Source organism: Ewingella sp. AOP8-B2-18, from assembly GCF_052376015.1.
Classification (GTDB): domain Bacteria; phylum Pseudomonadota; class Gammaproteobacteria; order Enterobacterales; family Enterobacteriaceae; genus Ewingella; species Ewingella allii.
Map to the genome: position 1 here is coordinate 1 of NZ_JBQSVB010000025.1, position 14,003 is coordinate 14,003.

Consider the following 14,003-nt stretch of genomic DNA (forward strand, 5'->3'; position numbering starts at 1 on the left):
TAGCGCCAGCCCGCGCCACGCCTGGGGCTTTGCACGCAATCCCAAACTGAAAAGATTGAAAAGAATTTCATTGTTTTTCAGTTTGGACGATCTAGAGAGGATCGAAAGAAAATCATAAGCCGTTGTAAATAAAGAGAATAAATTGCTTTTTGTCATTCGAGACGATCAGCTTAACGATCAAATTGAAGTGAGCGCCAAACTTAGCAACGCCAGGCGGGGCAAGGGCTGCGGGGAAATTGGAGGGGATTTGTAAAACTGAAATCCCTGAAATTGATTTACTGGATGTATGTACAGTATTCTATTTTGAACGGTGCAATTGTGGCCAGACAAAAAGTAGAGGTGTTTATGCGTTCATTGCGGATTTGTGGCGTGATGATTTATTTCATGGCTAGAGGGGAACGGCTGACCAAGCAGCAGGTGTTTGGCAATCAGGGCAACCCTGTTTATGCAATCTGGCCAGTTGGCAAGAAATGGTGTGCTTCGGTTCACACCGGGAAGGAATGGAAATCCCTAACCTATGTCCCCACTAAAACCGAATGGGGCGCATATGACCGCGTTATGGAGCACTTCTATGACCATCTTTGAGGTTGTTGGTGGACGCTAAGTGGACAAGCCAAGAAAAAAGGGGTTACGTTTTCACGTAACCCCTTGTTCTAATTGGTGGAGCTGGGGGGATTTGAACCCCCGTCCGAAATTACTACATTTTTTAATTAGTATTGGTGGGCAAGGCCTTTAAATCTTACGTTATGATTTTAATGGTATTTCTTAGTATTTCTTAGTGTCCGTTAGTTGCTCTTTGTATCGGGTGCCGCCATTTTGTCGCCATCTTTACCCTTACTTTTCCATTGTAGATTAGCTAAAGGATTCTTTGTTGTTGCATCCTCTAGGTGCTCTAGTGCGAAGTGAGCGTAAACCATGGTCATTTTAATGTCAGCGTGTCCTAGAATATCTCTCAAAACGAGGATGTTTCCGCCGTTCATCATGAAGTGGCTAGCAAATGTATGGCGAAGAACGTGTGTGCATTGGCCATCTGGCAGAATGATGCCAGCCCTTTTAACAGCTCTCTCAAAGGCTTTTCTACATGGGGAAAATACGGGGCCACGTTTTTTGGGTATTTCTTCATAGAGTTCTTTTGTAATAGGCACCGTGCGATTTTTCTTTCCCTTTGTCTTAATGAAAGTGATCCGATACTTCGATACCTGCTGGCCTTCAAGTTTTTCAGCTTCACTCCATCTTGCACCAGTGGAAAGACAAATCTTTGCAACCTTAATTAGATCAGGGTTTAAAGATTCCTCACAAGCATCTAACAGGCGTTTTATTTCCAAGTCCTCAAGAAATGTAAGTTCACTCTCGTGAATCCTGAACAGCGGAAGTCCGGTTAATGGATTAGGCGCTACCCAATGACCAAGTTTGCGCAGGGTGCCAAATACGGCAGAGAGATTAAGCTGCTCAAGATTCACTGTGCGGGGCTTAACTTTTGGGAGTTCGCCCCCATCCTTCGTGGTTATTTCTCCCTTCAATCTTTTTTCGCGGTACCTGGAGAAATCGGCTGCTGTTAATTCAGTTGCGATAGGATCGCCGAGAGCATCACAAATAACCTTTAATTTAGCGTTCATCCTTTTTGGATCGGCTAGGGTTTGACCGTAGAGAGAGTCCCATAGCTTGATGAGGTCAGATAAAGTTCGCCTATCAGCTTTTTCGCCTAACCACGGTTTGTTGCTGGCTTCTTCCATTGTGAAGCTTTCAAAGGCGGCAGCTTCTCCTTTAGTAGCAAATAATTTCCTTACGCGTTTTCCTTTACGTCCATTCGGATAGCACTCGCAAAGCCATTGCCCATCTGGCTGCTTTCTGATCGTCATTACTATGCCTTAGTGAAGGTGCCAGCGACTTTGGCAATGATTTGGATATCTTCCAAATTGCAGTCAAAAGGAACTCCACCCCCCTGAACGCGTACTTTCTTTACAGGTATGAATGCAAGTTCTCGAATGCTGTATTTGCCCTCGATATTAACCAGCCATTCCCCATCAGAAAACTCGCCTTCTTTTTTGTCCACAACATAAGTTTTTGATTCAGAGCGAACAATGTGAGGCGCTGCAAGGTTGTTTGGAAGAAAAACCTTATCAAACATCATATAGCCAGATTGTTTGAGTTCGCCGCTTTCCAATACGTAGCTTTCGAGTCGAGCGATGTCTGATTGCGTGTGTTCATATTTAACACCCTCCCCAGTTGCCAGCCATTGCAAGGAAGCACCTGTCTCAAGAGCGCATCGAATAACTATGTGTGCAGGGAAGTAATCCCTTTTTAACCAGGTCGCTAAGGTGCTGGATGCAATTTCAACATGACGGCAAAGGTCATTTTTAAAGCGAAACCCATAGGCATCCATGATTCGTTCAATAGCTTCAACTCCGCCCGTTTCAAACATAAGTGCTCTCATATACGAATAAATTGATTGACCGTTCGTATTTGAGAGGATATAAATAAAGCGCTCTCAGATACGAGAAAAAGCGAATCTATGCCAAGAAACGCGAACAGATACGAACCGATACGAAGAAAACAAGGAATATTGCACTATGGCCATGATTAATTCAATCGACATTCCGAGCGCATGGGTTTACCCAAAAGAGTTCGCTGCTCTGGAAAACATGTCTATTCACACTGTTTATAAGTGGAAAGAGTTCGGGTTATTGAAAATTGTCCCTAAAAAAATTCGCAAAGGTAAGACCAGGGCCGGTGGCCCGATTCAAATCAAATACTACGAATACAAAGTTCAACAAATGAAAGCCTTAGGTTGCCCTGACGTTGCAATCAATGTTGTGGGTTGGGACAAGTTTGCCGCTAAAGCTGGGGCGTAACCATGTTTGATTATCAGACCTCCATACATCCGCACTTTGATACGGCTTGTCGCCGATTTTCATTAGCGCACAACCTTACTGAGGTTGCCGATGTTGTGGGCATTACCGCCCAGGTTTTACGGAACAAGCTGAATCCAATGCAGCCGCACCGCTTAACCATAGTGGAGCTGATCACCATCACGGATTATACCGATGATTCAACGCTGCTTGATGGCTTGCTGGCTCAACTTAAATGTTTGCCAGCCGTGCCGGTGAACGAAGCGAAGCCGGACAACCTACCCACCCATGCACTGAGTGCAACGGCCGCAATCGGCGTTATCGCCGGTGAAGCCCTATCAACTGCGCCTATGACGCAGACACGTAGAAACGCCATTTTAGACCGAGCCAACCAGGCGATCCGCGATCTGTCTTTGCTCGTTGTGTCAGTTGAATCGCGTTTCCACACCGCCCCAGCATTAACCAGCGCAATGGATGTATTAGGTGCGTTTGGTGTGATGCCTGGTCTGAACTGAGGTGATCCGATGCAAGTATTCACACGATTTTTAGTAAAGCAGTCGCCGTCTCTCCAGCTGCCAAGTTATGGCCATGGCTGGTTAGAGTTACCAAACGGTCAGCGCTGGCAGCCCGCCGCCAGCAAAGTGCAGTTTCTAAGTGGCCGCAATGAGCCAGCCGTTAAACCAAAGCGCCGCCCTTGGTGGTTTCGCCTGATGGGCTTAAGGGGGTGAGCGTGGATCAGCAAATGCCGAAATGGCTGAATGAGGCCAGGAAGATGATCACCCGCTGTGACAGTCGTTCTAAACATTTTTGGAACAATTTGGAGGGGTCAGACCGCAGATGTTTATGCTTCATTTCCAAGGTTGAAGGGAAGTGGGCCGAAGCTTCATGGGAGGAACTGCGGGAGGCCGATAGGGTTTCTTTGTGGCAGGGGATTTTAAGGATTCGACGGCTGCAAGGGGAGACAGCATTACTCACACCGGAAGATTTCAAAGGCGCAGGGGCTTGCAGAGTGGCACCGCGAGAAGTTGAACAAGACGTTAATAATTCAATGCACTGAGGACAGTATGAAAATGATTATGGTAGAGAAAGCAGGGCTTAAGGATGATTTTATAGCCTGGAATGTGGCACCTAATTACGCCTCTATGTTCCTTGATAAATGCCAGGAAGTTGACGGAATGGTCGCGCTGTCGCCTTACATGTTCAACGATTCCATGCACCTTGATAACCCGCACCAGTTGTTTGCGGTCAATTGTGCTTTTTGGTGTCGCGTTTATCGCGAGGCTGAAAGCAGTAAAGAACAGCATGAGGCTCTTGCGGCAATCCGTGCCACATATTACATGGCCAACTCACTTGGCCAAGGTTCCATCACCGTGCTGATCTCCCGTTGGTGGGACTGCGCCAAACCGCTGCATGGGCTGCATTCTCTGAATATGTCGCCTGTTGCTCGTCAGAAAACAGCCCTTACACACATTCACTAAGTAACCCACAACTAAGAATTCCCACGGCTTCCCCTCGGTGGCCGGGGTTTCTTGCTGCCTAAATTTGGAGTTTTGCCATGCAAATGAAACGTAGTGACCGCAACCAACTTCCGGCCCTGTGGAGTGGTTTTGATGCCGCCGCCCCAGGTTGTGACCAAGCCGTCACATTGATTAAGGGCGCACGCGCTGAGGCCATGGCCGATGCAGCTGTGAAATATTCCGGCCATCTTGATCGCCTGGCCACGCATGTTGCCAATGAGGGCTTAAGTGCTTCTGAGATTGTGGAGCTTATGCGCCAGGAGTCAGAGCAACTGGGCCGCGCTGGCCGTGGGGCTGCAATATGAGAACTGTTCTGAAGTGGGCCGGTTCAAAGGTTCGTATTATCGAAAAACTTAAGCTTCACCTGCCAGCTGGCCAGCGCCTTGTTGAGCCGTTCGCCGGTTCCTGTGCTGTGATGATGAACACCGATTATGACAAGTATCTCATTGCAGATATTAATCCCGATCTGATTTATCTCTACAAGGCCATAGCGCTGGACGTTGACCAGTTTATTGAGGATGCAAAGCGTTATTTTGAAGTGGGTAATAGCGCGGAGAAATACTACAACCTCCGCGCAGATTTTAACGTTTGTGCTGACTGGTATTGGCGCGGCGTGCTGTTCTTATATTTAAACCGACACTGCTATAACGGGCTGTGCCGTTACAACCAATCTGGCGGCTTTAACGTGCCTTTTGGTAAGTATAAAGCGCCATATTTTCCAGAAGCTGAAATCCGCGCTTTCGCCGAGAAAGCCAAGAAAGCAACGTTCGTTTGTTGTTCCTACGCCGAAGCGCTGGCCATGGTTCGTCCCGGCGATGTGGTGTATTGCGATCCGCCGTACCTACCAGCAAGTAAAAGCGCCGATTTCTCATCTTACCACTCCGGGCCGTTCGGGATGTCGGAGCATCTATATCTCAAGACCATTCTGCGTCGTCTGGCCGAAAGAAGTTATCCGGTTGTCGTTTCTAACAGCGACACCCCCAAATCCCGCGCCCTTTTCTGTGAGTTCAATCTAACCAGCATTACTGCCCCGCGCTCAATTGGCGCAGCGGCAGACAGCATTAAATCCGCGCCTGAAATCATCGCCAAGCTGGTGCCGGCCAACCCGGAGTATTTACCGCCAGCGCCTAGCGTTGATGGGCCTTTGGTTGAAGGGATGCCAGCCCGTGAAGAGGAAAAAGATTATGAATACTGAGGAAGTGAAAGCGTTAATTGAAGATGGCGAGGATAGTGCCTACATACTGCTTTGGGAAGCCTGCCCAACGGCGGAACGAAAATTTAAACGTCTAACTAAAGGGCTTGTTGAGTTACTAGAAGAAGTAAAAAAGAGTTATCCAGAGGCGTCATATTACACGGCGTCGGGTGGGTTTAATTTGTTATTGGGAGATACTCACCTGAGTGGGGGAGCGCCAAACCAAGAGTTGGTAGCATTAAGCGCGGTGGGCCTTCAAGTCGGCGATGGTGACTGGTAGTCATGGCTGAGTTTAACGGTCAACATCATGAGGTGCGTGCGAAACAGCAAGAATATTTCGGCCCCCGCGCACCGAGTGACATAAGCCTTACCGAGCGCCAGCTTTGGCACCTCAATAAGACTGACCACGCTTGGCGTGCTGAATACCTGGCAGGGATGCCGGACTATTTGGCGCGTTATTTTGGTGAGCGCTACACAAAATTAATGGAGGCTGGCCCAGCTGGCCGCCGCCGTGCCAATACGTTTTTACGCACTACGGTAGGTAAAAACGTATTGCCACGCCTGCGCAATGTTCGCGCGCAATACCCTACAGATTTTCAAGGTGCTGGCGGTGTGCATTTCCCTTTCGCTAAAGACTTGGACAAGTTGCCAACCTACGGCCGTGACGAAGTGCGTAACCTGTCGCACGGGATTGCGGATTTCATGGCCGAGTCATTTACCGATCTGATCCGTACAGCATTCCCCGAAGAAGCGAAGACGCCAGAAGATATGGAGTTTCGCACGCTGGCCATGTATCGCCATTTATCCGAGCTGTCTAAGCAAATCGGCATAACCCCGCCTTACTGGTATCTTTTCAAAGCTGATAAATCTTTCACGCCGCGCCATGCCGAATCTGGCTTGCTGCGCATGATGGCCCCTGAGTATTGGCGCGGGAAGCTGAAACGCAGCCGTGATCTCCAACGTGAGCACATGGCCATCGCCGTTGGCCAAGTGCAAAAAGCCGCGTCGGCCTATGTTAGCCGTTCCGCCCAGGGCGAATGGGTGGAGCAAAAAAAACGCACCCGCGAATTTTTCAAGGGACGTGATGCGCAGAACCTAGAAACCGGTGAGCGCCGGTCTATGACGGATTTGGTGGACGCCAGTAACGCCAATCCAGCAAAGCGTCGGTGTGAACTGATGGTGCGTATGCGCGGGTTTGAAGACCTGGCCGATGAAATGGGGATGGCGGGTGAGTTCTATACCATTACCGCCCCGTCTAAGTATCACGCCGTGCATAGCAAGGGTGGCTTTGTTTCGCAGTGGAACGCAGCTAGCCCACGGCAAACACAACATTATCTTTGCGGCGTTTGGGCTAAGGCTCGCGCTGCGTTTTCGCGTGCCGGGATCAGCGTTTTTGGTTTTCGTGTCGTAGAGCCGCACCACGACGGGACGCCGCACTGGCATATGCTGCTATTTATGCGGCCGTCAGACGTTGAGCAGGTGCGAGACATTCTTTGTTATTACTCACGCCTTGAAGACTCCGAGGAACTGCAATCTGCATACGCGCTTAAGGCGCGTTTTCACGTTGAGCCAATCGACCCGGAGAAGGGCAGCGCAACCGGTTATATAGCCAAATACATTTCAAAAAATATCGACGGCTTTGCACTGGATGGGGAAGCCGACGACGAAACCGGCGAAAACCTAAAGGACATGGCCAAGGCTGTTTCTGCGTGGGCCAGTCGTTGGCGTATCCGTCAGTTTCAGCAAATTGGCGGTGCGCCGGTGACGGTGTGGCGTGAGCTGCGCCGCCTGGGTGACAAGACATTAGAAAACAGCTTGATGGATGCCGTGCTGGCCAGCGCGGACGTGGGCGATTGGGCAGCATATACCCAGGCTCAGGGCGGCGCGTTGGTGAAGCGTCGCGATCTGGTGGTGCGCCTTATGTATGAAATCACCGAGTGCGGCAACGAGTACGCCGAAGACGTGCAGCGCGTACAGGGAATTTATTCCCCGCTCCTTGGCAGTGGTTCCGAGGTTGAAACACGTCTGGTTAAGTGGGCGATTGTTCCGAAGTTGGCAGCCAGCGAAGCGGCTGCTGCTGTTCCTGGCGGCCCCGCCGCCCCTTGGAGTTCTGTCAATAACTGTACTCAAAGTACGATCACCGAGCTTAAAAAGGGCATTGGTATCCAACACCAGGATGGCGATCAGATGGCCAAAGCGCTGCTGAGGGGCAACATCGTCCGCCTGGATGATGAAACCGAGATGATTTTGCGTGATGGGGAAGTGAGATTGCGGCCGCGGCGGCACTATTGCCGTTCCTGCGGGGACTTAATGACGCCTGATACATCTTCTTTTGATAATGAAGGGCTTTGCTCTACCTGTGATGAACAGGAAGTGCGTAAAACTCGCGCTTCCGAGTTTGAATTAAATAATGCTTTCAATGTGTTAGGAATTTAGAGGAATTATGAACTTGTAAATGCATCTTCATTTCACTTTCATAATTGCTAACAATCTAGTACTGTACATGCATACAGTTTTTTGAAGTAAAGGAGGTGTTCTATGCGGGATTTGTTTCACGAGGAACTTGCGTTAAAAAGAATAGAGTTGGTAACTAGATTGGTTTCTGTAAGTGATAGCGGTGCGGGGGACGAAAAGCTAGCAGTGAATTGGGTTGCTGAATTGTCGGCTGAATTGCTGAAAAGATTAGATGAACATGATGAAGATAGCCCCCAGGAAGGGGGCGGCGGGTCAGGAAGTCTGTTGCAATAGTGACAGTAATAATTGTTTGTCGTCACCTTTTAGGGAATCAACTAAACCTTTCAGTAAACTGCCCTGAGATTTTGCGCTGGGGCTAATGGTGTGACCAAATGTCATATTCATAACAAAAGTATGGCCGCACTCATAATTTGAACAGGCGCAATAGATGTCGGATATATCACGATGTTTACGCGCCGTTTTTTTTATTGTCGCATTGGAGCCGCATTCACGACACACCACTTTCATTACGCGCATATTGATTGCTCCGGGGGAATAATAACCCGGATAGTTTAGCTTTTTGCGCCTCATTTTTCACCACCGCTTTCATCTTCAAACGCGAAATTCAAATGTAAATGTTGTGGGATATCTGGATCACCATTTACGGCTTTCATAATCCAGCGCTGTAGCGGGATAACCTCATCTTTTCGGTACGTGGCGCGGGACTTCTCAGGGTCTGGAAGCCCGCCAGCGTTGACCGGGATAATCCCCGCCAGGCCAGCCGGGAAGCGATGCGCGTTAAGAACGTCCTGGGCGCTGATGTTCTTCACGTTGTTAAATTCATCATTCGCGCCAATATCCCCCACCGGAATAAACTGAATGGCCTTTTCCGTGCCGCCTGGAATATTCACGAAAATGGTAGAGAAATTACCGATCCCCTTCGAGCTTTCTAGCTGGTCGGAAATTTCTTCCTCCACCTCGTCGCTCATATTGGGGTCATTGGTGTAAATAATACCGCCAGTATGCGCGCCGTTGTGGTAGTAGCGGCGGCGAAAAATGGTTGCCTCGCTGTTTAATAAAGCGGAGTGAATGCCGCTGATATAATCCGGCAGGCCATAAACCTGCTGCTGCGGGTCATACTGCTTTAAGAAAATCACATCCTCTGGCTCATAAACCAGTGGCTCCCCATCCTGTAAAACAACGAATTGCCGACTTTTGCGAATGCGTAGATAAAGCGATGGCAGCGGCCAAAGTGCAACCACTTCACCCCAGCCGTTACGAATCTTCAAAATAGCCAGGTCACCGAAAGACAGCAGGTCAAAAACACCGCCTTTCAATTGCTCATGCGATAGCCCGCCTTCAATATAGTCGGCGGCAACCATATTATGGCGTGAATAAATCACGCCGCCGTGCTGGCTATTTAGGTTGCTAAGTTGCGCCAGAGCGAGCCGGTCAATAGGCTGCGTATAATGGTCAAATTCATTGTCATACCAAATGTCTTTGTAGTTGGTGCCGGTGGTTAAAATTGGCTCCGGTTTTCCCAGCGTGATGATGCTCATTTTCTTACTGTTGGCCTTGCTCCCTGGCTGTGTGGCGCGAACCTTTGCTGGGCGATGCTGCTTTTTGCGCTTGCTCATGCTGCCTGTTTCCTTACTTTCCAATTAGATTTACGTTTGTGCTCAAAGTTGATCGGCTCGTTGATAACGGCGTGCGCGATGGCCCAAAAGGCATCGGCGTGGCCCGTTTCCGCGCTGCGGTCTGCTTTAAATGTCATGGCGTTGCCGCTGGCCGTCGCTGTTCGCCGGATAGCCAGGAAAGACGCGGGGATTTCCTTGTTGTCTTTGTTCCATTGCAGGCGTTTGGCTCCAATCACATCAATCATTTTCAGTACCAGGCGCGTTTTGGTTTCCATGCCGTAGTGAATGGCCACCGCTTCACGTAGCGCAAAATGTTCAATCAGTTCAAACACGCCGCGCCCGATACCGGTAACGTCTACGCCGATGTAACTCATGTTGTATTGGCCAAACAGTTTTTTGATCTGCGCCGCTTGATAGCTGAAATTCATTCCTTTCCAATGCAGAACGCGCAGCACGCGGAATACTTCTACGGCGTAAATAGGCGGGGCAACAATGACGAAAGTTGACGTGTCCCCGGAGCGTGCCGGGTCGAAGCCGCCCCACACTTCACGGCTGCCGAACGGCCGTTCTGCCGTTTCGTCGTGGTCATCCCAATCAGCAACATCGACGCCGCAGCGCTCCAGCTCACTAAAACTAAAAACGCTGTCCTGGCTGTCCACGAACACGCACATGTAAAGCATGTTGAACGTGTCGCGGTTGTAGCGGTTGCGCAGCTTCTCGATGCTGGCCAGATTAAAGCCGCCCGCTACAGCGTCCTCTAACGTAATGACGTAACGCCATTGCCCGTCTGGACAGCTGCGGCCGCCGTCGCGCATTTCATCAAAGGTAGGGAACTGAACGGCCGTCCTGTTTTTGTCGCCGCGCTTCCATTCTTCCCCTGTCCAGAACGGGTAAGCCTGGTGAGTTTTGGCGCTTGGTGTTGAAAAGTACGTGGTGCGCCAGTGGTCGTGTGTGGCCATGGCGCTGGCCACTTCGTTTAATGCGGCGAAGTTAGGCACCCAAAAATATTCGTCACAGTACAAATGCCCGCTATAGGATTGCGCGGTGTTTTTATTGGTCGATAGAAAGCGCAGCTCCGCGCCGTTGCTCAAGCGGATAGGGTTGCCGGTCAGCGCCACGCCAAAATACTGCTCTGCGATATTCACGATATAAGAGCGGAAGACTTCGGCCTGGGCTTTGGATGCAGACAAGAAAATCTGAGGTTTGCCGGTTAACACGGCATCTTCAAAGGCTTCAAACGCAAAATACCAGGTAGCCCCAATCTGGCGGCTTTTGAGGATGTTGCGGATCTGCTTGGCAATGTTTAGGCGTAAATGCTTCTGGTAGCCGAATAAATGCTCTTCTGCAAAAGCGTCAAAATCATCTTTCGTGAGGCCAGAGATATCATTTTTCTTATTCTTGCGTTTCTTTTTAGGTTCGCCGTTGTCGTTTGGCTCCTGGTGCTCACCCTGATAATCAGGCTTTGAGGCGGCCAGCTTCTCTTTATGCTTGTTCGATTGCGCCCGCAGCTTTACCGCGTGAGAAATAAGGGTGTCCATTTCCTTTATTTCCAGCTCTGATTTAGCGTCACGACCAACTAATAATTGATAGCGGCGCTCAATGGCTTCTTCTGTTGATTCGTGGCTAAGTAAATCAGCCCAATTCCATTTAGTCGCCCAATAGTAAATGATGCGTGCATTAGGCAAGTTTAAATCTTTTGCGATCTCTTTCGGCGTGGCGCGTTTTAAATAAAGCGAACGCGCAACGCCGATTAATTCTTCTGAGTAATAAGCCACTTTTATTAGTCCCTTAATGTCTACTGGCGTCGCCTGGTGTCTACTGAGGTCAATTATGCGGTGGGTGATTCTTTATTTCGTTAACTTAATATCGGGTTTGATTCGTCTAATGGCTATATCCGAATTTATCTTGCTGCGGGCCTGAAAATAATTAGCGATACTGCAATCCACGGAAACAAGGAGATGAATTCCGTATGTCAGGTTCTCATTTAATGACGGAATGGCTTTGCATCGCAACCGAAGGGGAAACAGTTGATAAGCGTTATTTAACGCGGCAAATGTTAATCGACGCGGCGGAAACCTATGACCCGAAATTATATACAGCCCTGCTATGGCCTGAGCATGGACGCACTGAAAATGTGGGGGAAGTGCTCGATGTTATGGCTGACGAAGGGGGCGACGGTCTGGTCAGACTCTACGCTCGTTTGTGTCCATCGGTTGAGCTGATTTACGCCAACCATAATGGAAAGCTTATTTTTACCTCCGTTGAATTAACGCCAGATGGCGACTTTCGCGGAACAGGGCGTTACTACCTGGAAGGGTTAGGCGTCACGGATGAACCCGCAAGCGTTGGCACAACGCGGATGCGATTTAATAAGCGAAAGCATAATTATCTTATTGGTAAAAGTGTTCCGCTTAAATTTAATAAAGTTAAGGAAATTAAGATGGCAGGGAACGGTAAAGCTAAAAGCTCATGGCGCAAAATCTTTAGCATCGAAGACGAAACCCCAGGCGATGATACTCCGCAGGGTGACGACAAATTACAAACGCTAGCGGAAGCATTGGCGGCGTTGGAAACTCGCGTGTCAGCGCTTGAAACCAAAACGGATGAAACTGATTCAACCGTTGATGATATTCAAAGCGATGTTGAAACAGTGAAAGAAGTAGTTGATACGGAAGAATTCGCACGCCTTCGCGATCACTTGCCGAAAATCGTTAATAACTTTAGCAAGCTGGACAAGCGTATTACCGAATTGCCAAAAAATAACCCGAAAGGCGGGCGTAAACCTTTTAACCACTTATAAGTCTTTATAAGTGATTCACCAGGGAACCTATTAACCGCAATTGCGATTAAGGATGATTGAACAATGAATTTAAATGCAAAGGCGCGTGGCTTTTTAAAGCAATTCGCGGCGGGCCTGGCGTCGGCCTACGGTCTGGATGCTGGCGAGGAATCTAATTATTTCTCACTGACTGACCCGAAAGAAACCCAGCTGCGTGATGCGCTGCTGGAAAGCTCTGACTTTCTGAACTGGATCACCGTGGCAGACGTTGACCAGCTGTCTGGCCAGGTTGTCAGCGTCGGCGCTTCTGGTCTGCACACTGGCCGCAGTGAAGAAGGGCGTTTTCGTCGCAATGTCGGCGTGTCCGGCAACGAATACAAATTGGTAGAAACCGACTCTTGCGCCGCGCTGCGCTGGGACTTGCTGTCTATCTGGGCGAATGCTGGTTCTGAGGAAGAATTCTTCCAGCGCGTTACCGACTTCACCACGCAATCTTTTGCCCTGGATATGCTGCGAATCGGCTTTAACGGTAAGAGCATCGCGAAATCCACGGATTATAAAGAGAACCCGAACGGCGAAGACGTCAACATCGGTTGGCATGAAATCGTGCGTAATTGGGAAGGTGGTAAGCAAATCCTGACCGATGCGGTCACGCTGGATCAGCACGGTGACTACAAGTCATTGGATGCCATGGCGTCAGATTTGATTAACGCCAAGATTCCGCAGCAATTCCGCAATGACCCGCGCCTGGTGGTGTTGGTCGGTGCCGACCTGGTGGCGGCGGAACAGTATCGCCTTTACCAAGCTGCTGATCGCCCATCGGAAAAAATCGCGGCGCAGATGCTGCAAGATTCGATTGCGGGCCGCCGCGCCATTATCCCGCCATTTATGCCGGGTAAACGCATGGTGGTGACGACGCTGAGTAACTTACACATTTACACCCAGCGCAACACTCGCCAGCGCAAGGCGGAGTTTGTCGAAGACCGCAAGCAGTACGAAAACAAGTATTTGCGTAATGAAGGTTACGCGGTTGAGTACCTGGATTTGTACGCGGCGATCGATGAAAGCGCGGTGACGATTGGCACCGTGGCCGAACCAGCTGAAAAAGTAGGGGAATAACCATGATGTCACCCGCGCAACGCCATTCGGCACGGATTGCCGCAGAGGCCAAGCTTAAGCAGCATCGGGCGCTGGATAGCTCGGAAAGCATGCACGTTATGGCCGCCGCCTTACAAAAGGACGTTGAGGCGTTGCACGGGCTGACACTGGCCCAAAAGGTGGCCATCAAGCGCGATCAGTATTTGCCGCGCTGGATGCCCACGGTTGAAAAGTACCTGGCCAGCGGCGAGGTACAGCGCAACCCGGTTTTAGCCTGGTGCGTGATTTGGCTCTTTGACGTGGGCGACTTTGACGCCGCCCTGGATTTGGTGGATATCGCCATCGAACAGGGGCAGGAAACCCCGGACGACCTGAAAAGCAACTTTGTCACCTTCACGGCTGACACGGTGCTGGCCTGGGCGGAGGGGATGGCCAAGGAGGGCCAGCCGATTGAACCGTATTTCTCCCGCACGTTTA

At 49.9% G+C, this 14,003-nt stretch carries 19 protein-coding genes; 14 read left to right on the forward strand and 5 right to left on the reverse strand.

Going from position 1 to position 14,003, the window contains the following annotated elements; all coding sequences use genetic code 11:
* The first annotated feature begins 318 nt into the window (after positions 1-318).
* The gene (locus ACT3RR_RS22380; RefSeq protein ID WP_496201120.1) at positions 319-585 is read left to right on the forward strand and encodes a hypothetical protein; all 267 of its coding nucleotides are present in this window, start codon (positions 319-321) and stop codon (positions 583-585) included.
* Positions 586-785: 200 nt separating this feature from the next.
* Here the strand turns inward: ACT3RR_RS22380 and ACT3RR_RS22385 are convergent, their stop codons facing one another.
* The gene (locus ACT3RR_RS22385; RefSeq protein WP_496201121.1) at positions 786-1,859 is read right to left on the reverse strand and encodes a site-specific integrase; all 1,074 of its coding nucleotides are present in this window, start codon (positions 1,857-1,859) and stop codon (positions 786-788) included.
* Between the two features lie 2 nt (positions 1,860-1,861).
* A complete protein-coding gene (locus tag ACT3RR_RS22390; RefSeq protein ID WP_496201122.1) occupies positions 1,862-2,422 on the reverse strand; it encodes a phage repressor protein CI in 561 nt (186 codons plus the stop codon).
* Between the two features lie 148 nt (positions 2,423-2,570).
* Between ACT3RR_RS22390 and ACT3RR_RS22395 the strand changes: the two genes are divergently transcribed.
* The 10 genes from ACT3RR_RS22395 (at position 2,571) to ACT3RR_RS22440 (ending at position 8,306) form a co-directional block, all read left to right on the forward strand.
* Positions 2,571-2,852: a hypothetical protein gene (locus tag ACT3RR_RS22395; RefSeq protein WP_496201123.1), complete on the forward strand. Its 282-nt coding sequence runs from the start codon at positions 2,571-2,573 to the stop codon at positions 2,850-2,852.
* 2 nt (positions 2,853-2,854) lie between these two features.
* Positions 2,855-3,364, forward strand: coding sequence for a phage regulatory CII family protein (locus ACT3RR_RS22400; RefSeq protein WP_496201124.1), 510 nt, complete (start codon positions 2,855-2,857; stop codon positions 3,362-3,364).
* Positions 3,365-3,373: 9 nt separating this feature from the next.
* The gene (locus ACT3RR_RS22405; RefSeq protein WP_496201125.1) at positions 3,374-3,577 is read left to right on the forward strand and encodes a phage filamentation protein Fil family protein; all 204 of its coding nucleotides are present in this window, start codon (positions 3,374-3,376) and stop codon (positions 3,575-3,577) included.
* A gap of 2 nt (positions 3,578-3,579) precedes the next feature.
* On the forward strand, positions 3,580-3,906 hold the full coding sequence (locus ACT3RR_RS22410; protein WP_496201126.1) for a hypothetical protein: 327 nt from the start codon (positions 3,580-3,582) through the stop codon (positions 3,904-3,906).
* Positions 3,907-3,913: 7 nt separating this feature from the next.
* Entirely contained in the window at positions 3,914-4,327 is a 414-nt protein-coding gene (locus tag ACT3RR_RS22415; protein WP_496201127.1) for a hypothetical protein, read from the forward strand.
* A 77-nt stretch (positions 4,328-4,404) separates the two neighbouring features.
* A complete protein-coding gene (locus ACT3RR_RS22420; protein WP_496201128.1) occupies positions 4,405-4,671 on the forward strand; it encodes a DUF2732 family protein in 267 nt (88 codons plus the stop codon).
* On the forward strand, positions 4,668-5,561 hold the full coding sequence (locus ACT3RR_RS22425; RefSeq protein ID WP_496201129.1) for a Dam family site-specific DNA-(adenine-N6)-methyltransferase: 894 nt from the start codon (positions 4,668-4,670) through the stop codon (positions 5,559-5,561). Before ACT3RR_RS22420 ends, ACT3RR_RS22425 begins: the two co-directional genes overlap by 4 nt.
* On the forward strand, positions 5,551-5,838 hold the full coding sequence (locus ACT3RR_RS22430) for a hypothetical protein (RefSeq protein WP_496201130.1): 288 nt from the start codon (positions 5,551-5,553) through the stop codon (positions 5,836-5,838). Before ACT3RR_RS22425 ends, ACT3RR_RS22430 begins: the two co-directional genes overlap by 11 nt.
* Before the next feature lie 2 nt (positions 5,839-5,840).
* Complete coding sequence (locus ACT3RR_RS22435; RefSeq protein ID WP_496201131.1) at positions 5,841-7,994, forward strand: replication endonuclease; 2,154 nt, start codon at positions 5,841-5,843, stop codon at positions 7,992-7,994.
* Positions 7,995-8,096: 102 nt separating this feature from the next.
* Entirely contained in the window at positions 8,097-8,306 is a 210-nt protein-coding gene (locus tag ACT3RR_RS22440) for a hypothetical protein (protein WP_496201132.1), read from the forward strand.
* On the opposite strand, the gene ACT3RR_RS22445 is transcribed toward ACT3RR_RS22440, so the two are convergent.
* The 3 genes from ACT3RR_RS22445 to ACT3RR_RS22455 are packed head-to-tail and all read right to left on the reverse strand — an operon-like array spanning position 8,286 to position 11,424.
* Positions 8,286-8,603 carry an ogr/Delta-like zinc finger family protein gene (locus ACT3RR_RS22445; protein WP_496201133.1) on the reverse strand — a complete coding sequence of 106 codons (318 nt, stop codon included), beginning with the start codon at positions 8,601-8,603 and terminating at the stop codon, positions 8,286-8,288. The two genes, ACT3RR_RS22440 and ACT3RR_RS22445, sit on opposite strands and share 21 nt — an antisense overlap.
* Complete coding sequence (locus ACT3RR_RS22450; protein ID WP_496201134.1) at positions 8,600-9,649, reverse strand: phage portal protein; 1,050 nt, start codon at positions 9,647-9,649, stop codon at positions 8,600-8,602. Before ACT3RR_RS22450 ends, ACT3RR_RS22445 begins: the two co-directional genes overlap by 4 nt.
* The gene (locus ACT3RR_RS22455; protein WP_496201135.1) at positions 9,646-11,424 is read right to left on the reverse strand and encodes a terminase large subunit domain-containing protein; all 1,779 of its coding nucleotides are present in this window, start codon (positions 11,422-11,424) and stop codon (positions 9,646-9,648) included. The genes ACT3RR_RS22450 and ACT3RR_RS22455 overlap by 4 nt, the downstream gene beginning before the upstream one ends.
* Before the next feature lie 194 nt (positions 11,425-11,618).
* Between ACT3RR_RS22455 and ACT3RR_RS22460 the strand changes: the two genes are divergently transcribed.
* The 3 genes from ACT3RR_RS22460 to gpM all read left to right on the forward strand — a co-directional run.
* Positions 11,619-12,449: a GPO family capsid scaffolding protein gene (locus tag ACT3RR_RS22460; RefSeq protein ID WP_496201136.1), complete on the forward strand. Its 831-nt coding sequence runs from the start codon at positions 11,619-11,621 to the stop codon at positions 12,447-12,449.
* Between the two features lie 63 nt (positions 12,450-12,512).
* A complete protein-coding gene (locus ACT3RR_RS22465; RefSeq protein WP_456866081.1) occupies positions 12,513-13,547 on the forward strand; it encodes a phage major capsid protein, P2 family in 1,035 nt (344 codons plus the stop codon).
* A gap of 5 nt (positions 13,548-13,552) precedes the next feature.
* Positions 13,553-14,003 (forward strand): phage terminase small subunit (gpM, locus tag ACT3RR_RS22470; RefSeq protein ID WP_496201137.1); only part of this gene is annotated, 451 nt, incomplete at its 3' end.